The sequence below is a fragment of the Synechococcus sp. UW86 genome (assembly GCF_900474085.1).
Lineage (GTDB): Bacteria > Cyanobacteriota > Cyanobacteriia > PCC-6307 > Cyanobiaceae > Parasynechococcus.
The window spans coordinates 1-16,351 of the sequence record NZ_UCNU01000005.1; the positions used below are offsets into that span (position 1 = coordinate 1).

The following is a 16,351-nucleotide window of genomic DNA, read 5'->3' on the forward strand; positions in this document are numbered from 1 at the left end:
AAAAACAGCAAAGCGTCCTAGGGAACTGCTCACCTGCACTTCCACAAGGGAGGAGGCCGCCCCTCCCAGCTGGAAGAGACGGCCTAACTCGCTCGTTTATGCATTGCAGTCGACCTAGTCAGTACGTGTTGCCTTTGGGGATCTCCTTGGCAATGGGACTGAAAGAGGAAGGTCGAAGCGTCTGGCTTGTGGCAACCCTGGGGCCATTTGGACCAGGTGTGAAGCGGGACTCCTACGGGGCACCTAGACGGACGGTGCAGAGGAGTGTCGACTGATCAGACGCACATCAGTGTCGTCACAGACGAGGCGCTCACGTTTGGGTTGAAAAGTTGGAGCAGGGGCCAGAAAAGTCAGGCTGCTTCTGCAATTTGCTCAGGTGGAGTATCGGCCGTCATGGGCTCCTCCGATCTCGATGCACCTACTTTCGGCAGCCGTGGAGCCCCCGGCAATCAGCTGTCGTGCGCATTGCCTTCTGGGGCAAAAAAGTCGATTGTGGAACCGACGTGCCTTGTGCTGGGACCAATGCGATGCGCAAGTTGTGTTCGGACGGCCAGACCTGACCCAAGGCTTGTGTTGAGATCCTGACAAGATTTGTGTGTTTTTGATCCCGCGACAGAAAAAGGATCCCAAGGTCAGTTGACCCAACAAGGAGGGTCACATGTACGAAGCTTTCAAAAAGCCTGTCGATTGCACCCTGAATACCTGCATGAAGTGGGGCGCAGACGGAACCCTGTCTCCCCATGACCAAGACGGCTTAATGAGGCATCTGTGCTCTACCGATCCGGCCTTGGCTGATAGCGAGGCTTGCAAGCTCTACAAAAACGACAGCTGAACGCACAAGCCATTTGCGCTCTTCTCCCCCTGCTCTTGGCGGGGGGTTTCTTTTTGCCTGTGGTTCAACGCTGAGGTTCCCGTCTTTCCGTGACGCACTGGAATGGCGGCAAACCTTGGCTTACGTCGGCTGCACGCATCAAGAAAGGTGCTCCCGTGAATCCCACCAAACTCCCCATCAATGCAGTGATTCTGCAGAGGAATGGATCAGGCCAGGCTCAAACCACCTACTCCAGCGCAGAACAGCACCAGGTCAAGCAGCACCCAAATAACACTGTTTAAAGGCACGAATGCCCCTGCCGAGCATTGATCTCAACGTCGCCTCGACAATCGCCAGGAGATTGAAGCAAGCCAAATCACCAACACCAGCAGAGCCAGCATCGAAACAACCAAGAGGAAAAAGTGACAATTGGATTGGGCAGATAACCAAAGCTTCTACCCAAGAACCCGATCAAACAGCAACCAGAGCGGGGGTCGAACAGGAGCGAACCCAACCCAGTTTTCGCTCCACCTCCTGAATCATTTGGCCGGCAAGATCCTTACCCGTCGCCGTTTCAATCCCCTCGAGGCCAGGGCTGGAATTCACCTCCAACAGCAAGGGCCCCCGCTCTGAGCGGATGATGTCCACCCCGGCCACATCAAGGCCGAGAGCACGCGTTGCTGCAACAGCCAGCTTGCGCTCTTCAGGCCGGATGCGCACCGCCTGAGCGGAACCGCCCTGGTGAATGTTGGAGCGGAAGTCGCCCACAGCAGCCGTTCGCTCAATGGCCGACACCACCTTGTTACCAATCACGAAACAACGCAGGTCCTTGCCGCCAGCTTCCTTGATGAATTCCTGAACCAGCAGGTTGGCGTTCAGGCTCTTCATGGCATTGATCACACTCTCTGCAGCCTTCTGGGTTTCGGCCAAAACCACGCCACGTCCCTGAGCCCCCTCCAGAAGCTTGAGGATCAACGGTGCACCGCCCACCATCTTGATCAGATCTTTGGTGTCGAGCGGAGAACTGGCAAAACCGGTGACCGGCATGCTCAGCCCATGACGCACAAACAGCTGTGACGCCAGAAGCTTGTCGCGGGATCGTTTGATCGGCTCAGCGGCATTGAGAACACGAATACCCATCGACTCAAACTGACGCGTGATCGCGCATCCGTAGAAGGTGACGCTCGGACGGATGCGAGGAATCACCGCATCGATTCGCTCGAGCACATTGCCGCCCCGGTAATGCATCTCGGGGTTTTGCGGATCGAGCCGCATGTAGCACTGCTTGACGTTGAGAAATTCCATCCGGTGACCGCGCTCCTCACCCGCCTCAAGCAATCGGCGGTTGCTGTAGAGCTCTGGATCAGAAGCCAACAGTGCAATGCGGAGCCCCGTGCGTTCGGTGCGCAAGGCCGCATACATCGCTTCCAGCTGGGCCGGTTCAACATCACCCAGCTGATGGCTCCCCTCAGGATCCACAAGCACGCGACCCACCATCGCCTCACGCCCAAGCAGCATCCGGTAACCCATCGCATCCCGGTTGGTGAGGGTGAGTTCAATCGGCCAACGCTGCTCGCCGAGTACCAACTCTTCCCGAATCACATAGCGGTTTTCCGAGATGCCGCTGGTGTTGCGCACGCTGCGTTGCTCCAGCACCGGCGCCTCATGGCGCACCACCACACTGCGGTCGTTCTGGAGCGGATGCACCTCAAAACTGATCCACAGCTCACCATCCCTCTGGAAGGGGACGATGTTGAAGGCATGCAACGAAGACGTCGCCGCGCCGGAATCGACGCGTGCCTTAATCGCCGGCAATCCAAGCCCTGGCAGGGAGCACCACTCCTCACTGCCGACGATGAGTTTGTTGGTCAAGGCCGCTGTGGGTCCTTATCGAGAGAGCGCGAAATCCTAGATCAGCTGAAGACACCTCAAGTCAACCCACCAGCACCATCGGTCCATCCCTCAGATGAGGGAGTGTTCAAGGCTGCGCCCTCCCTCAAAGGAGGGAGCCAGAACGAACAACCTCACCTACGTTTCCATCAACAACCAGACCGCCTGCAAAAGGAAGGGGTCGAATTCAGCGGCGATTGGAGGGCTTGGAGTGACTATGTTTCGACGACAAATGCAACAGGTTGGATGCCTTGTCTTGCTCTTCCACCTTGGTGAGCTTTTTCACCAGAGTCCAGGTGTCTTGCGCAGACATTTCCCCATCTTTCTCCCATTTGATGCTCGACAATTCAGCAGGAGACATCAAGAGAACACGTGGCTTTTCAACTTAAGGAACGTGATATCGATGTGGCCGTTGCCACCAAGTGATGTCACTTAAGACAATCGGAAGTTAGTTTGCCTTGATACAACGTCCTTCAAAGAGACAATAAAAAAGCCTCAGCCGCATGGGCTGAAGCCAGGTGATGGGGATAAATGAAACATACCGGCCCTGCACCCACAATCAAGAGCTGAGGACACCACATCTGGTGGCTGGCGCGGCCTTGCCGAGGCAATGAACACCAATGAGCTCCAGCTGCCAAACCGAAAAGGTCAGTGCGAACCGAACCAGGAGCAACAGGTGCCAAGACGGATCGTCAACAACGCCAGAACGCCAACCGCTGCAGCCACAAACGACACTCCCATCAGCTGCTGACGGCGCTTCTCACTTCTGGCCCCGACCGATTGGCTGCCGTTCAACAGAAAAATCCAGACGCGCCAACTTAAGCGTTTTCAGTAACTTGCGCTACCAAGACAGGCGTTCTGCCGGCGATGCTGCGGCGGCTGCGTGCGCGCCCTGAGATGACGGTGACGGCGACAGGGCCTTTCATACAGATCGGCGCTGTTTTTCCACGAGCGCGGGTAGGGCCAGCTGCGTTTGACCGCAGGCGAATTGGTTGTTCTGCAACACCACCAGGCGTGGAGCCACAGGGCGGTCATGCCACAGATCAAACCAGTCATGGCTGCATGATGAAACCCATCGGGGCGGCGTCAAGCGCAGGCCAGCAACCTAAGCAACGCTGAGTCATCCCCCCGCAGCTCTGCGTGAATGAGTGATACGGCCTGTTGCCAAGTTGCCTTGGGCCGATGCAGAACGGGTGCATCGGATCAGCAGCCATGGCAAAGCGTCGCTTTCTCGAAAAGCAACCGCTCACCGAAGCGGAAGGACTGACCGCCCTGATCATGATGGGGGTGGGTCTCACCCTGGGTGGCATCAGCGTGACCATCCTGATGGCGCTGAATGCCTCAGCCGCAGGGTCTTGGCAGGAACTCTGGCTTTCAGGTCAACTGAATTTCTGAGCTCAGGACAGCCAAGGCCAACGGATCCCGAACGCCTCCAGGGGATCCATCACGAGCTTGTTGAGGGCCCGGCCCAACAGCACCTGAGGTTCTTCCGGACGGATCGGCCGCACCGGATGTTCTGGGCGGGTCTCAGCATTCGCCCCTCTCACCACCCCACTGCGCATCAAGGCGTTGGCCGCCTCAAGACCGCAGACGTAGGCCCGTTCCTGGCACAGGCCCTTGGCACCGTGCTCGCGTTCGCCCATCCGCACCCAGTCGCCAGCGCAGACAACAGTCGGAAGTGCCGTCTGCAGCGGTGGCCGCTGGCTGAAACTGCCGGGGGAGAACAACGACACCGAGCTCGGGTAACGCCGCACCTCAAACTCCAGCACCTGGGCAAGCCGGAAGGCCGGCACCGCCTGGGGCAACAGCTCCCTCAGCAGGGTGTCGACGATCTCCTGATCACTCAAGGCTGCGATTGCCGTGGCGTTGTAGAAGTCGCTGGCCACCACGGATCCCTGGGGCTCGCTGCCGCCCCAGAGCGCATCAAGATCCGCGTCCTGCAGCTGGTCGAGCATGAAAAATGTGGCGCCCGCACCCTGTAAAGCGTCGAAGCGCGAGAAGACATTGGCGGGATCGGCGACCGCAATGGTGCGATCCAGCCACAACCGCACCGACACCACATCAATCGCCCCCAAACCGCCAGCAGCCGCCAGCTCCGGCAGCACATCACTGCAACGCGGCGACTCCGCCATCAGGGCATGCATGCCCTTGGCACCCACCGCCAGCACAACCGCATCAACGTCATCAACAACGCTGGAGCGGCCTGTTGCTTTGCAGCAGACCTCCACCGAGCGAATCGCTTCGCCTGGCTGATCAAGATTCAGGCGCGTGGCCAACGTGCCTCCCAGAACAGTGAGCAGACCAGAAGCGAGCAAGCGTTCCGCCAGGGGAGCGATCAGCTGCTCGGCGATGCTGCCAGTGCGAATCCAGCGCACATCAAAGGAATCCTGATGCGCCAGGGCGTAGTAATAGAGCAGCTCCATGGTGACGGCTGCCGACAATTCCTCCGGTGGCTTGAACAGACCCACCAAAAGAATCGGACGCAAGAATTCGTCGATCATCCGCTCCGTGATTCCCAGTTGGCGGAACAGGGTCAACGCATCGATGGCGTCGTAGCGCCGGAAGGTCTCCTCGTTGCGGTTCAGATCAAGCATCGCCACCAAAAGGCCGGCAATGCTCAGGCGATCGGCAACAGGCAGGCGCTTGAAGTTCTTGATCGTTGCCATGGCCTGCCCCAGGGGGCTGGGCAACTGCAACCCGTCACCGAACACCGGGGCCGTGGCCTCCAGACCTGCGGGAGACCAGAAGGCGCTGGTGGTGAATTGAGTGAACACATCAGTGAGCCCAAGCTCATCGGTCAGCGCATTGATGTTGGGGTAATCCCTCCAAAAGCCCCGGGTGCCCGATTCGAAGGGTTTGCCGCTGGCGGTGCGCATCTGTGTCCTCCCCGTGGGATCCGGCATCCCGTCAACCAGGGTGACGCGAACACCGGCTTCACAGAGGGCTTTGGCTGCACCCCAGCCAGCCCAGCCAGCACCGATCACCACCACATGGGAGGCATCACCGTTAGCGGCCTTGGAAAGCTCAGGCATCGACCAAACAGAGACGCTGGGAGAGGCCTCACATCATGCAGCCATGGCACAAAAAAGGTCGCCATCGCCATAGAGAAGAGGGAATGAATAGCGTCGATCGGACACGAAACCGTTTTATGGCTTCAGATTCAGCCGTCCGCTGGCCTGTTTTTCTGCCATTGGTGCTGTTCTTTGGTGGCATCGGTGCCGCAGCAGCGATGACCCAGTTGCTGGGATCGTTCTGAGATTCAGGGCGCGATCAGACCAGATTCAAAGCCTCAAGCACTTGAGCTCGAATCCCGCCGAGACGAAACCAAGCTTGAACGGCATCGGCTTTGCAGGTGTAAGGCCGCCAGTCATCTTCATCAATCCGCCGTTGAATGTGGCGCATCACCCGTTCAGCGACGACACGATCGCTGGATGCCTGCAGAACGATCTGCCGGTCCTTTAGCTCAAACGTGTCACTCATTCTTTGGGGGCTTGATCAGCTCACCGGTCTGCAACGACACCACTGCGAAGCTGCCCACAAAAACCACCGCCACCAGTGCGAGGAAGGCCGCTGTGAGATTGCTGATCTCAAGCTGCCCGAGCATGAAGGCAAACAAGGTCGTCATCAAAAGCAGCAAAGGCTTTTGAAGTTAAACGGACTCGTCGTTGTTCAGATTGCCAAGAACCACTCCTGCCATCGACAAACCAATTGCAAGCATCACCACGGCTTCGATCATGCGGCTGTGGTGGAGATGCTCGGCGTCTTGAGCAGAACCGCCGCAGCGGTTGCCGTAACCGTCGCCTGTCCAGAGGAAGCGGATTGCGCCTGGGGCTGCCAGGTGGATGCTGCTGAGCAACGGGTGGGATTCTTCAACCAAGAACTTCGACCCATCAACCTTCAATCAGCTGAAGTAAGCATTGCGGCTGAAGCTCAGAAGATCTGTCTGATTGGCGACCGACGCCAAAAGTGAGCTGTTTCTTGATCAAGCACTAATGGCGTCAGGAGTTGCTGCCGACAAGCGATCACGAATCTGAACAGCAGCCTGGCAATAGGCCGCCCATCCCCCCATGCGCCTCGGATCGGCACGGCCACGGTCATCGACGGCATTCAACACACAAACACCCTCCACTTCTGCTTTTTCAAACGCCGCCAACAAGGGGATTTCCGCCTGCATCACATCCACATCAAAACCCTCCAAAATTTGGCGTGCTTCCTGCGCAAGCCGTTGTTTTCGGCTGTCCACCTTCACCAACAATGCGGCATGCATGGTGTCCATCTGCCTGAGGATTGAGGAGAGTTCAACAGTGAGCTCAACCGATCTCGCCTGCGGCGTAGTGGGCAGCAAAACAAGATCTGCTCCGGCCGAAAGATTCTTGAGTTCATCTTCGTGGCTGCTGGCCTGCCCGTCGGTGATGATCACTTGGGCATGGCGGGTGGCCTTTGCTGCAGCCTCCACAGGCACAACCTCAAATGGAAGCATCCCCCGGGCTGCGTAGGCGGTTGCCGAGCGGTTGCGATCCGCATCAACAACACACACCGACAGGGCCTGCTGGGCCCAGACACAAGCCAAATGAATGCTGGTGCAGGTTTTTGCCACACCACCCTTCTGGCCAAAGACAGTCAAAAACATGGCTGAGGTTCAGATGCGCGGAATGATCGCGTCGTTGGGGAAGAACTCTTCAAACACACAGATGCGGTCGGCCCAACGGGCCTCCACTTCCAAATGCATCAGGCGATTGCGCACCCACATCAAGGTGTCCACATCAATCGGTTTATGGAACTTGTGCTGCTGTGCCTTCACCCAATCATCCTTGCTCTGAGAGCTGTTCATGACCGCGAAAACTGACCTGCCCACACCGTACGGATGGCGTCCTTCGGCGCCATGAGCTTCACACTGAGTAAGCATCAAGGATCACTCAATCGCAGCCGAACTGTTCAGCAGAACAACGAATTTATGGAAGCTTTGAGTCCAAGCCAGAGCGATAAGGGCCTGAACCTCATGATCGGTAGCCGATCCATCATTCCGACCATTCAAGCGGCGACAGAATCGATTCAATTCACCTTCAGCCGTGATGACCCAGAAAGCACCTCAACTCAAGCCACGCCCGGTGCACACACCACCCAAACGCGCTTGAAGCACTTAAAGGGCCTGAATCAACCCATCGGAGCTGAACAGATCTCCTGTTCTGTAACAGCACGAACGACACGTGAATTGACTCCACCCCTATAAAAGATCTGTAGCAACTGCTACGCAATCACGTTCACCTCGTCTTCGGCGAGGCGCAGTTCGACTCAGGCCATGGAACGGGGACCTGAGCTTGCTTCGAGGAACCCATCATGACCCTGACCTATCGCGGCCAGAAGTACAACCAGAACAACGCTGCTGCTTCTAACGCTCAGCGTCCGGTTCTTGTTTATCGCGGTCAGAAAGTCGCCCGCTGACAAGCACGACGACCTCTTACAAGCCCCGCCTCGGCGGGGCTTTTTTATGGCTCATTTGCCTTCAGGATCGGGCTGTTTTGCCTTCCAACGTTCAAACCAAACGGCGACGGCGAGGGACACACCCACAGCAAAGCCAGCACCAATCAGCACCACACCAACTTCCACCGGCATCAACACCACCTGTTACTGCCCCAGATCATCGGACAAGAGCGTTACTGAACCAACGACTGATACGCCTCATTGACGCGTCGAAACGCCTCAGCAGAACCACCGAGATCGGGATGGTGCTGCTTCACCAGTCTTCGATGCGCCTGCTTGATCTCCGCGAGGGACGCGTTGGCCTCCAAGCCCAACACCCTTAAAGCGGCACGGCGTGGATCACGGGCGTGGCCATCGTCCTGACGATCCGTTTGACGTTGGTCCGTTCGGGTGCGGCGACCCTGCCGCCTGGAACCTGATTGGTCCTGACGCTGACGCAACTGCTCCACCACACGCTGTGGATCCTCATCCAGCCATTCACTGGCGCGAACCCCAAACAAGGCAAACGCCGCCAGAACGGCCGTTGTTTGCTTGTTCGGCTTGGCTCCCACCGCCGCCATGAGATCGGTTCCCAGCCCCCGAACCAACCGATCCAACCGCTGTTCCAGGGTTAAGTGGGCAGGAAAACCACTGCGGTTGAGCTGCTCAATCAACAGCTCCAATCCGCGCTGACGCAGTGCCGTCCATCCCGGCTGCCGAGCGAGGGCCTGTCCCCAAGCCCGCACCTGTTGGCTGCTGATGCGCGGTGGAGCTTGTGCCGATGGCTCAGTCCAGGGGCGATGGGATCTGGGCTCCGTACGAATGCGTTGGCGTTGCTGACGTTGCAGTCGCTCCAACTCACGGTTGAGCCGCAACACCTCGCGACGCAAGGCGTCGTTCTCCGCCAGCAACGCCTCAACATTGCTGGTGACCCGTTGTTCAGGGCGTCCGCCTGACCACTGACGCGGATCAAAGCCCAAAGCGTGTCTCCCGCCTCACCATGGCAACAACTCACCATTGGCATGCCAGAAGCTGCCGCTGGTGGCCATGGTCAAGCCATCGATCCGGGCCAACAGCCCCTTCACCGACTGCTCGGGGGGGATCCCGCTGGGATTGAAGCGAATCATGCGAGTTCGCACCAATCCGGGATGCAAGATCGCCACGGCGATGCCCCGCGGTTCCAGATCAATCGCCAACGACTTTCCGGCCATGTTGAGCGCCACCTTCGACATCCGATAGCCATAGGAGCCTCCCGAACTGTTGTCGTCGATGGACCCCATGCGGCTGGTCATCAGCACCAACTTGGCTCCGTTGGGCATCTGATCCACCAACGCCCTGGCCAGCAGCAAAGGAGCAAGGGCGTTCACCTCAAACTGGCGGCGAATCCCGGAGGGATCCAAATCCATCAGGCCCATCGACTGCAAAATCCCGGCATTGAGGATGACGCCATCGAGGTGCAAACCATCCAGTCGCTGCACCAGGTCATCAATGGCTTGGCTGTCGCTCAACTCAAGGCCGGCTTCCACCCGCACCCCTAGGCACTCCAGTTCATCACTGGTTTGACGGCAAACGGCCACCACGTCATCGCCACGGGCCTTGAGCTGCCTGCAGTATTCCAAGCCGATCCCACGGTTTGCGCCGGTGACCAGAAACGTCGCCATCGGGAGGTTTCAGCAACCGCCATCCTGCCGGCTCTTGCGTCGATCCCCTGACGCGATCACGCCGGAAAATCCCCTTCGACGCCGTACTGGTGCAAACACTGTTTCACCGTGAGCACGGAGACCGTGCTGCCGGTCTCTGCATCCACCAGCAGATAAGGGCAGCCTCGGAGCACGCAGCGTCGCCGTGCGTCGATGTAGGCATCAAAAGCGTTGGCATGGGAACACTCCTCCACCCAACCTTCACTGCTGAGATACCGCGTGAGGATCATGCCCACAGGCCCCTGGGCCACCGGTTATGGCTCAGGACATTTCACATCCAAGAAAGAGCCTTGAAGTCTTCGGGATCGCAACGGCTCGGGAAACGCCGAAGCAAGCCAGATCAATGGGGTTCAGCTGATCCCTGCACAACGGTGACCACCTGGTTCCAGGTGGCATGCACCACGCGATAGGTCTTCAACGTGGCGCGCGATTTGGTGCGGGCATTCACAAAGGCTTTGAACTCCGTTTTGAAGCAGATCTCCTGGATCCACTGCCCTCCTGTATCAAGCCTCTCGATGCAATACATCAGAGATCTAGCGGTTAAAAACATCACAACCGCAAAACATTTGCTGAGCACAAAATCGAAAGGTGCTGTTCGGGATCAATCAAAAAAAGCCCCCGCGCTTGGCGGAGGCTCGGGTGGTGTGAGGAGTCGACGATTTTGCAACTGCCGACCCTCATTTCATAGCTCGATTTCAGATCAGCAGCGGCCCCGGCCACAAAGCTTTATCCACTACAGATAAAGAACACTGGCGCGACAACGCCGGAGCGCATCACGCACAGCCTCCAGCCTCGTTTCGTCCGGCCGATGCAGTCCGGCAGGCACCACCATCTCGTCGTTCGCATCCAGATGAACCCGTGCCGAGAACCAGGTGCCAGGTCCTGGCACAGACGCACGGCAGATCGGATCCTGGTTTGCATCCAAACGTCGCTCGATCAACCAACCCTCCACCCGATCCAAGGGCTGAAACGACGTGGAGGCAGAGGCGACGGACGCCATCAGGTTGAGCAGCAACAAACGCAGGGCCTGGATCACAAGGCTGGGGCAAGCGAAGCGCACCCATCGTCACAGAGAACACCGGTTCAACCGCGCCGTTGCGTTAGGAGGGCTGCGTCGCGGAGCCGTCGATGCCGTTATTTCGCTGTGAAGGGTGTTCCATGCGCATCGAGCGCTCGATGGCGGCGTACTGGCGCAACAAGGGGAAATTGCTGTGCTCATCGTGTCTCGACCGTCAGGAGATGCCTCTGAAAACGGCCGAGGGCGGCCGAAAGCAAGGTTCTTCCGAATTCCGTGCCAACAGCAACAAAAGCTGACGCCAGCTGTGTGAATGATGCTCAGGTCGTTCCCTCCCCCCGATCCATGGGTTTCCTCGCCGTCGCCGGATGCGTGCTCCTGGCCTCCGCCATGTCTGCTGCACTCACCACCAAGCCTTCCAAAGCCTGAGCGTTCAAAACGCAAGCAAAAGCTGAACAAAAACCGGGCCAGGCCCGGTTTTTTTTTATGGCGCTGAGCTGGTAGCCATGGATCTTTTCTCCTGCAAAAGAGATTTAGAACTGCAAATCAGATGTGCATGGCGCCCCCTCACGGCTGTAGATCCTTGATCCACTGAGCAAATCCCATGGAGAGCATCAGTCGCATCTGTGCCACCTCAAAGGGCACAACCATTGATGCCATCGGCCAGGGCCGCTATCGCGTCTGCAATCGACATGCGGTGTGCTCTGACGTTGAAGGTCTCTGGCAGGCCTATGAAATTCTGCGGCGGCAGGAACAATCCTTAAGTTGATCGTTGCGGCCAAGAATAAGTATCAACACTTACAGCGCTTGAGTGTTCAGCACGTAACACTTGGTGAACCCCGGTGAGGGGTAATGCGTCGACTCCGGGAGGGCCTAGGGAACCCTCCTTTTTTATGCAGTTTTTCAGAAACCCAGCGTTCCTGCACTGTCCTCCCCGAACTCCAGGTAAAGGCAGCGGGCATCCTCAGCCCGGCCGCAATCAATCAGGTGTTGAACCCGTTCGCGCCACCACTGCGACACACCAGAACTCAACTCTTTGCTGGGCAGACCTCCGAAGGATTCACTCACAGCAATCATTCGTGCTGAGCAAACGCTAAGCAGCCCGATTAACAACGCGAATTGGCCTGTTACGTGCTGTTAGCAGCTGTTGTTACCCAACAGTCATCTTCTGCCAAATCAGCAACACCGATCATTTGTAGCGGTTCACACTCCGCAGAGCATCAAAGCCGCAAACAGTGAAATTGCGGATGAAACCTAGGGTTCCGATCGATTTCACCTCGACATAGGCACAGGGCTCGTGGCTGCCGGCGAAGGTCATCGGCACGCCTGTCTCCAGAAGCGTCATCACATAGGCCTCCGGCTTGCCCGTCTGGTTGGCCAACTCAGACGAAAGCTCCTGCAACAACGCCGATCCGTCTTTCAGTGCTTGAAGCGACGTGCGCACATTGATCAGAGGCATCGGCTCAAGAATGCTGGGAGAAGCTTGGCACTCTCGGGCCAGGAGCGCCAAGACCTGGATGTTGATCCAATTGAAATATTTCCACAAACAAAGAACATCAACCTGAACAATTCGAAGAAAGAAAGGCTCATAAATTTCGCACAAAAGTGATCAGATCAATGATCCTTCTTCACTTCTTTGGCCTTGGAGACGTTCTGCGTCGCTTTGAACTCGAGCAGATCACAGGTCTCACAATCATGGGATTCAGGCCACTGAGCCTGGATGAATTGATGCACTGGTCGCAAAACATGGCCGACCAGCACCACTGGGATGGGGAGGCAATTCGTCACGACGTGATGAGCACCTGGCTCGATCAAGCCGAAGACATCACCCGCTGGAGGCATCGGCTGGATCAAGCCCCTGCTGAGGTTGAACTGTTGGCTGGCATTGGCGATCAGCACACCTGGCGTGATCATTGGGAAGGCTTGCTGCGCCAAACACCGCGTGCCGGCTGGTCATAACAAGCGGAGTGCAATGACAGGCTGTCCCCCGATCAGCGGACGAGAAGCAGACATCGCCGCTGTGATGCTGACCCCGCGTCACGTGTGGGCCAACAGCGCGATCGATCTTGAACAACTGCGTTCCGGATTTGCCTGTGCTCTTCACATGCACCAACCAACGGTGCCGGCGGGGGCGAACAACAGCTTGATCTCCCATCTTCAGTACATGCTCGATCACCCCAACGAGGGTGACAACCACAACGCAGAGCCATTCGCCCACTGCTATCGGCGTCTTGCCGACCTGCTGCCTGAACTGATCAACGAAGGCTCCAACCCAAGAATCATGCTCGACTATTCGGGCAATCTGCTCTGGGGAATCGAGCAGATGGGGCGCGGCGACATTGGCGATGCACTCCACTACCTCGCCTGTGACCCTTTGATGCAGGGACACGTGGAGTGGCTTGGAACCTTCTGGAGCCATGCCGTGGCTCCATCCACACCCATCCCAGACCTGAAACTGCAAATCAGCGCCTGGCAACAGCAGTTCGCGGCCTGTTTTGGCAGCGCTGCCCTGGAGCGAGTGAAGGGGTTCTCACCGCCGGAGATGGCTTTACCCAACCATCCCGACACCCTGTTCGAATTCATCAAAGCCCTCAAAGAAGCTGGATATCAGTGGCTTCTGGTGCAGGAACACAGCGTTGAACGCATGGACGGCAGTCCACTGCCGCGCAGCCAATGCTTCATTCCCAATCAACTTCTCGCCAGGAACAGTCGAGGCGAGGAGATCAGCATGACGGCACTGATTAAAACCCAGGGGTCTGACACCAAGCTTGTGGGCCAGATGCAGCCTTATTACGAGGCATTGGGTTGCGAACGGCAACGTCTTGGTGACGTTGCGCTGCCATCTCTGGTGAGCCAGATCGCCGACGGAGAAAACGGTGGGGTGATGATGAATGAATTCCCAGAGGCGTTCCGGCAGGCCAATCGCCACATCCGTGACAACCCCAACGGCACCGTGGCCATCAACGGCAGTGAATACCTTGAGGCCCTGGAGCGCAAGGGAGTGAATCGCCACCACTTCCCCACCATCCAGGCGGTACAACAACACCGCCTTTGGCAAGAGCTTGATAACAACGCCTCAGCCGAAGCGATGGAAGAGACCATCAGCAAACTGAGGGCTGACGACACCAGCTTCAGCATGGAGGGTGCGTCCTGGACCAACGACCTGAGCTGGGTTGAGGGTTACGCCAATGTGCTGGCCCCGATGAATCAACTCAGCGCTCAGTTTCATGCGCTGTTCGACCGCTCAGTCGCCGCTGACCCCACCACCACCGGGACCCGGGCTTATCAGGAAGCGTTGCTGCATGTGCTGCTGCTGGAAACCAGTTGTTTTCGCTACTGGGGTCAAGGAACCTGGACCGACTATGCCCAGGAGATCCATCGCCGGGGAGAGGAGCTGTTGAATCAGAGAACGGCAACGGCTCCAACCAGCTGAGAGACGCTTTACAGAGCGTTACATTCGTGTAACGTGATGAGAGCTGGACGCACCTGATGGGTGATTACACAACCGCAATCATCGCCATGGTGGGCATTGGCATCGTGTTGACGGCTGCTGTGGTGTTTGCCCTGATGCGTCCCAGTGACATGCCACCCATCGACGAGAACCGCAATTGAGCATGGGAATCGTTACCGAACTGATGATCGCTGCCACGGAGATCGGAATTGCCCTGCTGGTGGCTGTTTCCCTGCCCGTCGCTGAATCCCAGAACTGATTTCGAGTCAGCCGATACCTTTTAGGCGAAATTCCATATAAATCGAAGCGGCATCGCCCTCTCGATCGAGCTCCTGCAGGTCGCTACATCGCGCTTGCATCCAGTACACCGTTTCCCTCCAAACTTCCAGGTGATAACGGCGCTCGAGATTTTGTCCAGAACCGTCCAAAGCTCTACCTGCATCACCAACAAAATCTAAGCAATGCAGAACGGCATCGCCTTCGATGTCAACATTTAGCGACCAGCGCTTGCTTCACATCACGATGGCAAGAACAAGGGTCAATGTTCTTTCATACAGACCAAGTACGGAACAGCACACAGCAGGGATAAAACGTACCTGTTGTTACGACAACGCAGGATCGAGTCAATACTTTGAGCTGATCCTGCCGACGTCACCATGGAGCCCATCGCTCTGACACTTGGCCAACAATTCGACATTGAACAGCGCAGTCGCGATATCAATTCAATGACTGACGTGAAACAGCTTCAGGAGATCAGCAAAGATCTGCTTCTGGCTTGGCAGCAGGAGATTGCCCGCTCACGGGCAGCAGCCAGCCCACACAAGAAATAACGCTTCGTTACAGTTGGTTGACCTGCTTGGAAGTCATGAACCTGAGCTTGCCTCAGCAGTTCGAAGCTGAAGCGATCAAGCGGTCCATCAACGAAACCGACGATCTTGACCAGTTGAAAGCTCTGGCACGGGAACTCGCAGATCTCTATGTGCGTCAGAGAGCTGCAACGGCCTGGGTGATCGCCGAGAAATAAGCATCACACTTTGCTGTCGTTTCGCCAGCGTCGTTCCAAGCGCTGACGTGCTTCGTCAACGGTTTGCCCACGGGAAAGAGCTGTTTTGTCGCGATAGGGGCGCGTGATCGACCAAAACTTGAGGGCAGACGCCAGCGCCACCACCAACCATGCGAGCACAATCCAACCCGGATTCGTCATCGTTGCCCAGCAATGCGCTCCATGATGGCGAACGGGACGCGAGTCTTGCCTGCATGTCCCCTCAGCAGCGCAACCGTGGATCCTGAGGTGCGCCAGTTCGTGATCAGCCAGTTGGTGGTGATCGCCTTACCAGTTGGAACCCTGTTCGGCATGTGGCTTCGGATGCTGAACTGGGGCGGTCGTTCCCGCAGAGACCAGTGACCTTCCTTGCCGGCCTACTGGCCCCCGTGTTGATGCTCTTCCATCTTTCTGGCCCCGTCCCTGCGGATCTCGGCGTGAGCAACGGGGCGTTGCGCGACTGCCCGACAACAGCTCACTGTTCCAGCGAAACCTGGGCGAGCTCCGACCCGATGGCGGACTTCAGCAAGCTGAGTGGGTTGGTGCAGGAGTCGCCGCGGACGGTTGTGATTGATCAAACCGATACCTACCTGCATGCCGAGGCCAGCAGCGCTTTCTTTGGCTTTGTGGATGACCTGGAGCTGTTCGCTGATCGCGACAACAACCGGATCCAGGCACGGTCCGAGTCGCGTCTCGGCGACTCGGATCTTGGTGTGAACGCCGCACGATTGGCGGCGCTGCGGTCGGGGCTGGAGAGCTGAAGGCCGCTTAAACCTTGGCGCGACGCAGTTTGCTCAGATCGATGATCATTTCCTTGATGCCAACCACGAATCCGATGGCGGCCAAGGCCACGATGCTCAAGATGATCACCGTGTCGAGCAGCGAACGTGGATCGATCCAATCAGGCATGGCATGAACCGTGGGCTGATCTCGTATTAGCCAGAGCCGGATAAAATCCCAGCACGTAGCGCGAACGTTCAAC

28 protein-coding genes and 1 pseudogene are annotated in these 16,351 nt (G+C 57.5%); 11 read left to right on the forward strand and 18 right to left on the reverse strand.

Annotated elements, in window-relative coordinates:
• Nucleotides 1-1,282: 1,282 nt before the first annotated feature.
• The 3 genes and pseudogenes from rimK to DXY04_RS11915 form a co-directional block, all read right to left on the reverse strand.
• Nucleotides 1,283-2,233: a 30S ribosomal protein S6--L-glutamate ligase gene (gene rimK / locus DXY04_RS01040; protein WP_371634501.1), complete on the reverse strand. Its 951-nt coding sequence runs from the start codon at nucleotides 2,231-2,233 to the stop codon at nucleotides 1,283-1,285.
• A gap of 57 nt (nucleotides 2,234-2,290) precedes the next feature.
• Nucleotides 2,291-2,683, reverse strand: a pseudogene (locus DXY04_RS12610) (ATP-dependent zinc protease); the annotation flags it as partial.
• A 205-nt stretch (nucleotides 2,684-2,888) separates the two neighbouring features.
• Complete coding sequence (locus DXY04_RS11915) at nucleotides 2,889-3,062, reverse strand: hypothetical protein (RefSeq protein ID WP_170951293.1); 174 nt, start codon at nucleotides 3,060-3,062, stop codon at nucleotides 2,889-2,891.
• An 851-nt stretch (nucleotides 3,063-3,913) separates the two neighbouring features.
• On the opposite strand from DXY04_RS11915, the gene DXY04_RS01045 reads away from it, so the two are divergent.
• Nucleotides 3,914-4,096 carry a hypothetical protein gene (locus DXY04_RS01045; protein ID WP_170950632.1) on the forward strand — a complete coding sequence of 61 codons (183 nt, stop codon included), beginning with the start codon at nucleotides 3,914-3,916 and terminating at the stop codon, nucleotides 4,094-4,096.
• Between the two features lie 2 nt (nucleotides 4,097-4,098).
• Here DXY04_RS01045 and DXY04_RS01050 read toward each other — a convergent pair whose 3' ends face one another.
• The 6 genes from DXY04_RS01050 to DXY04_RS01070 all read right to left on the reverse strand — a co-directional run bounded on the left by DXY04_RS01050 (nucleotide 4,099) and on the right by DXY04_RS01070 (nucleotide 7,532).
• Entirely contained in the window at nucleotides 4,099-5,733 is a 1,635-nt protein-coding gene (locus DXY04_RS01050; protein WP_115160633.1) for an FAD-dependent oxidoreductase, read from the reverse strand.
• 238 nt (nucleotides 5,734-5,971) lie between these two features.
• Nucleotides 5,972-6,181 (reverse strand): hypothetical protein, encoded by a 210-nt coding sequence (locus DXY04_RS01055; RefSeq protein WP_115160634.1) that lies wholly within the window; start codon nucleotides 6,179-6,181, stop codon nucleotides 5,972-5,974.
• A complete protein-coding gene (locus tag DXY04_RS11925; RefSeq protein WP_170951295.1) occupies nucleotides 6,174-6,326 on the reverse strand; it encodes a hypothetical protein in 153 nt (50 codons plus the stop codon). The genes DXY04_RS01055 and DXY04_RS11925 overlap by 8 nt, the downstream gene beginning before the upstream one ends.
• Nucleotides 6,327-6,350: 24 nt before the next feature.
• Entirely contained in the window at nucleotides 6,351-6,578 is a 228-nt protein-coding gene (locus tag DXY04_RS01060) for a hypothetical protein (protein ID WP_136975349.1), read from the reverse strand.
• Between the two features lie 105 nt (nucleotides 6,579-6,683).
• Nucleotides 6,684-7,331, reverse strand: a complete 648-nt coding sequence (locus DXY04_RS01065; RefSeq protein WP_115160636.1) for a ParA family protein — start codon at nucleotides 7,329-7,331, stop codon at nucleotides 6,684-6,686.
• Between the two features lie 9 nt (nucleotides 7,332-7,340).
• On the reverse strand, nucleotides 7,341-7,532 hold the full coding sequence (locus tag DXY04_RS01070; protein WP_244278532.1) for a hypothetical protein: 192 nt from the start codon (nucleotides 7,530-7,532) through the stop codon (nucleotides 7,341-7,343).
• A gap of 33 nt (nucleotides 7,533-7,565) precedes the next feature.
• Between DXY04_RS01070 and DXY04_RS11930 the strand changes: the two genes are divergently transcribed.
• Nucleotides 7,566-7,931 carry a hypothetical protein gene (locus DXY04_RS11930; RefSeq protein ID WP_170951290.1) on the forward strand — a complete coding sequence of 122 codons (366 nt, stop codon included), beginning with the start codon at nucleotides 7,566-7,568 and terminating at the stop codon, nucleotides 7,929-7,931.
• Between the two features lie 107 nt (nucleotides 7,932-8,038).
• Nucleotides 8,039-8,143: a DUF4278 domain-containing protein gene (locus DXY04_RS01080; RefSeq protein ID WP_115160639.1), complete on the forward strand. Its 105-nt coding sequence runs from the start codon at nucleotides 8,039-8,041 to the stop codon at nucleotides 8,141-8,143.
• 212 nt (nucleotides 8,144-8,355) lie between these two features.
• On the opposite strand, the gene DXY04_RS01085 is transcribed toward DXY04_RS01080, so the two are convergent.
• The 5 genes from DXY04_RS01085 to DXY04_RS01105 form a co-directional block, all read right to left on the reverse strand.
• On the reverse strand, nucleotides 8,356-9,141 hold the full coding sequence (locus DXY04_RS01085; protein ID WP_115160640.1) for a J domain-containing protein: 786 nt from the start codon (nucleotides 9,139-9,141) through the stop codon (nucleotides 8,356-8,358).
• A 15-nt stretch (nucleotides 9,142-9,156) separates the two neighbouring features.
• A complete protein-coding gene (locus DXY04_RS01090; RefSeq protein ID WP_115160641.1) occupies nucleotides 9,157-9,822 on the reverse strand; it encodes an SDR family oxidoreductase in 666 nt (221 codons plus the stop codon).
• Nucleotides 9,823-9,878: 56 nt separating this feature from the next.
• The gene (locus DXY04_RS01095; protein ID WP_114989190.1) at nucleotides 9,879-10,091 is read right to left on the reverse strand and encodes a hypothetical protein; all 213 of its coding nucleotides are present in this window, start codon (nucleotides 10,089-10,091) and stop codon (nucleotides 9,879-9,881) included.
• 110 nt (nucleotides 10,092-10,201) lie between these two features.
• On the reverse strand, nucleotides 10,202-10,387 hold the full coding sequence (locus tag DXY04_RS01100; RefSeq protein ID WP_114988977.1) for a hypothetical protein: 186 nt from the start codon (nucleotides 10,385-10,387) through the stop codon (nucleotides 10,202-10,204).
• Nucleotides 10,388-10,594: 207 nt separating this feature from the next.
• Nucleotides 10,595-10,921, reverse strand: a complete 327-nt coding sequence (locus DXY04_RS01105) for a hypothetical protein (RefSeq protein ID WP_244278533.1) — start codon at nucleotides 10,919-10,921, stop codon at nucleotides 10,595-10,597.
• Between the two features lie 98 nt (nucleotides 10,922-11,019).
• Between DXY04_RS01105 and DXY04_RS01110 the strand changes: the two genes are divergently transcribed.
• Nucleotides 11,020-11,175 (forward strand): hypothetical protein, encoded by a 156-nt coding sequence (locus DXY04_RS01110; protein WP_244278534.1) that lies wholly within the window; start codon nucleotides 11,020-11,022, stop codon nucleotides 11,173-11,175.
• A 305-nt stretch (nucleotides 11,176-11,480) separates the two neighbouring features.
• Nucleotides 11,481-11,645, forward strand: a complete 165-nt coding sequence (locus tag DXY04_RS11935) for a hypothetical protein (protein WP_170951296.1) — start codon at nucleotides 11,481-11,483, stop codon at nucleotides 11,643-11,645.
• A gap of 134 nt (nucleotides 11,646-11,779) precedes the next feature.
• On the opposite strand, the gene DXY04_RS11940 is transcribed toward DXY04_RS11935, so the two are convergent.
• Together DXY04_RS11940 and DXY04_RS01115 are read right to left on the reverse strand one after the other, a co-directional pair.
• Complete coding sequence (locus DXY04_RS11940) at nucleotides 11,780-11,944, reverse strand: hypothetical protein (protein ID WP_170951297.1); 165 nt, start codon at nucleotides 11,942-11,944, stop codon at nucleotides 11,780-11,782.
• A gap of 121 nt (nucleotides 11,945-12,065) precedes the next feature.
• Complete coding sequence (locus DXY04_RS01115; RefSeq protein WP_256377330.1) at nucleotides 12,066-12,335, reverse strand: phenylpyruvate tautomerase MIF-related protein; 270 nt, start codon at nucleotides 12,333-12,335, stop codon at nucleotides 12,066-12,068.
• Between the two features lie 158 nt (nucleotides 12,336-12,493).
• On the opposite strand from DXY04_RS01115, the gene DXY04_RS01120 reads away from it, so the two are divergent.
• The 4 genes from DXY04_RS01120 (at nucleotide 12,494) to DXY04_RS11945 (ending at nucleotide 15,351) form a co-directional block, all read left to right on the forward strand.
• Entirely contained in the window at nucleotides 12,494-12,835 is a 342-nt protein-coding gene (locus tag DXY04_RS01120; protein WP_115160643.1) for a hypothetical protein, read from the forward strand.
• A 13-nt stretch (nucleotides 12,836-12,848) separates the two neighbouring features.
• Nucleotides 12,849-14,309, forward strand: a complete 1,461-nt coding sequence (locus DXY04_RS01125; protein WP_115160644.1) for a glycosyl hydrolase family 57 — start codon at nucleotides 12,849-12,851, stop codon at nucleotides 14,307-14,309.
• 56 nt (nucleotides 14,310-14,365) lie between these two features.
• On the forward strand, nucleotides 14,366-14,488 hold the full coding sequence (locus tag DXY04_RS12500) for a hypothetical protein (RefSeq protein WP_255441949.1): 123 nt from the start codon (nucleotides 14,366-14,368) through the stop codon (nucleotides 14,486-14,488).
• A gap of 704 nt (nucleotides 14,489-15,192) precedes the next feature.
• Nucleotides 15,193-15,351, forward strand: a complete 159-nt coding sequence (locus DXY04_RS11945; RefSeq protein ID WP_170950585.1) for a hypothetical protein — start codon at nucleotides 15,193-15,195, stop codon at nucleotides 15,349-15,351.
• A gap of 3 nt (nucleotides 15,352-15,354) precedes the next feature.
• On the opposite strand, the gene DXY04_RS11950 is transcribed toward DXY04_RS11945, so the two are convergent.
• Nucleotides 15,355-15,531: a hypothetical protein gene (locus DXY04_RS11950; RefSeq protein WP_170951298.1), complete on the reverse strand. Its 177-nt coding sequence runs from the start codon at nucleotides 15,529-15,531 to the stop codon at nucleotides 15,355-15,357.
• Nucleotides 15,532-15,576: 45 nt separating this feature from the next.
• Between DXY04_RS11950 and DXY04_RS11955 the strand changes: the two genes are divergently transcribed.
• Together DXY04_RS11955 and DXY04_RS01135 are read left to right on the forward strand one after the other, a co-directional pair.
• Nucleotides 15,577-15,732, forward strand: a complete 156-nt coding sequence (locus DXY04_RS11955; RefSeq protein WP_170951291.1) for a hypothetical protein — start codon at nucleotides 15,577-15,579, stop codon at nucleotides 15,730-15,732.
• A complete protein-coding gene (locus DXY04_RS01135) occupies nucleotides 15,729-16,130 on the forward strand; it encodes a DUF1499 domain-containing protein (protein WP_115160646.1) in 402 nt (133 codons plus the stop codon). Before DXY04_RS11955 ends, DXY04_RS01135 begins: the two co-directional genes overlap by 4 nt.
• Before the next feature lie 7 nt (nucleotides 16,131-16,137).
• On the opposite strand, the gene DXY04_RS11960 is transcribed toward DXY04_RS01135, so the two are convergent.
• Nucleotides 16,138-16,278 (reverse strand): hypothetical protein, encoded by a 141-nt coding sequence (locus tag DXY04_RS11960; protein ID WP_170950583.1) that lies wholly within the window; start codon nucleotides 16,276-16,278, stop codon nucleotides 16,138-16,140.
• Nucleotides 16,279-16,351 lie beyond the last annotated feature (73 nt).

Coding starts and splice junctions, on each gene's coding strand:
- DXY04_RS11935 (WP_170951296.1), top strand. CDS start 11,481: ATGGAGAGCATCAGTCGCATCTGTGCCACCTCAAAGGGCACAACCATT.
- DXY04_RS01055 (WP_115160634.1), bottom strand. CDS start 6,181: ATGAGTGACACGTTTGAGCTAAAGGACCGGCAGATCGTTCTGCAGGCA.
- rimK (WP_371634501.1), bottom strand. CDS start 2,233: ATGTATGCGGCCTTGCGCACCGAACGCACGGGGCTCCGCATTGCACTG.
- DXY04_RS12500 (WP_255441949.1), top strand. CDS start 14,366: ATGGGTGATTACACAACCGCAATCATCGCCATGGTGGGCATTGGCATC.
- DXY04_RS11930 (WP_170951290.1), top strand. CDS start 7,566: ATGGCGTCCTTCGGCGCCATGAGCTTCACACTGAGTAAGCATCAAGGA.
- DXY04_RS01045 (WP_170950632.1), top strand. CDS start 3,914: ATGGCAAAGCGTCGCTTTCTCGAAAAGCAACCGCTCACCGAAGCGGAA.
- DXY04_RS01110 (WP_244278534.1), top strand. CDS start 11,020: ATGCGCATCGAGCGCTCGATGGCGGCGTACTGGCGCAACAAGGGGAAA.
- DXY04_RS01095 (WP_114989190.1), bottom strand. CDS start 10,091: ATGATCCTCACGCGGTATCTCAGCAGTGAAGGTTGGGTGGAGGAGTGT.
- DXY04_RS11960 (WP_170950583.1), bottom strand. CDS start 16,278: ATGCCTGATTGGATCGATCCACGTTCGCTGCTCGACACGGTGATCATC.
- DXY04_RS01080 (WP_115160639.1), top strand. CDS start 8,039: ATGACCCTGACCTATCGCGGCCAGAAGTACAACCAGAACAACGCTGCT.
- DXY04_RS11925 (WP_170951295.1), bottom strand. CDS start 6,326: ATGACGACCTTGTTTGCCTTCATGCTCGGGCAGCTTGAGATCAGCAAT.
- DXY04_RS01065 (WP_115160636.1), bottom strand. CDS start 7,331: ATGTTTTTGACTGTCTTTGGCCAGAAGGGTGGTGTGGCAAAAACCTGC.
- DXY04_RS11950 (WP_170951298.1), bottom strand. CDS start 15,531: ATGACGAATCCGGGTTGGATTGTGCTCGCATGGTTGGTGGTGGCGCTG.
- DXY04_RS11915 (WP_170951293.1), bottom strand. CDS start 3,062: ATGTCTCCTGCTGAATTGTCGAGCATCAAATGGGAGAAAGATGGGGAA.
- DXY04_RS01125 (WP_115160644.1), top strand. CDS start 12,849: ATGACAGGCTGTCCCCCGATCAGCGGACGAGAAGCAGACATCGCCGCT.
- DXY04_RS01100 (WP_114988977.1), bottom strand. CDS start 10,387: ATGTATTGCATCGAGAGGCTTGATACAGGAGGGCAGTGGATCCAGGAG.
- DXY04_RS01115 (WP_256377330.1), bottom strand. CDS start 12,335: ATGCCTCTGATCAATGTGCGCACGTCGCTTCAAGCACTGAAAGACGGA.
- DXY04_RS01090 (WP_115160641.1), bottom strand. CDS start 9,822: ATGGCGACGTTTCTGGTCACCGGCGCAAACCGTGGGATCGGCTTGGAA.
- DXY04_RS01120 (WP_115160643.1), top strand. CDS start 12,494: ATGATCCTTCTTCACTTCTTTGGCCTTGGAGACGTTCTGCGTCGCTTT.
- DXY04_RS11945 (WP_170950585.1), top strand. CDS start 15,193: ATGAACCTGAGCTTGCCTCAGCAGTTCGAAGCTGAAGCGATCAAGCGG.
- DXY04_RS01070 (WP_244278532.1), bottom strand. CDS start 7,532: ATGAACAGCTCTCAGAGCAAGGATGATTGGGTGAAGGCACAGCAGCAC.
- DXY04_RS01050 (WP_115160633.1), bottom strand. CDS start 5,733: ATGCCTGAGCTTTCCAAGGCCGCTAACGGTGATGCCTCCCATGTGGTG.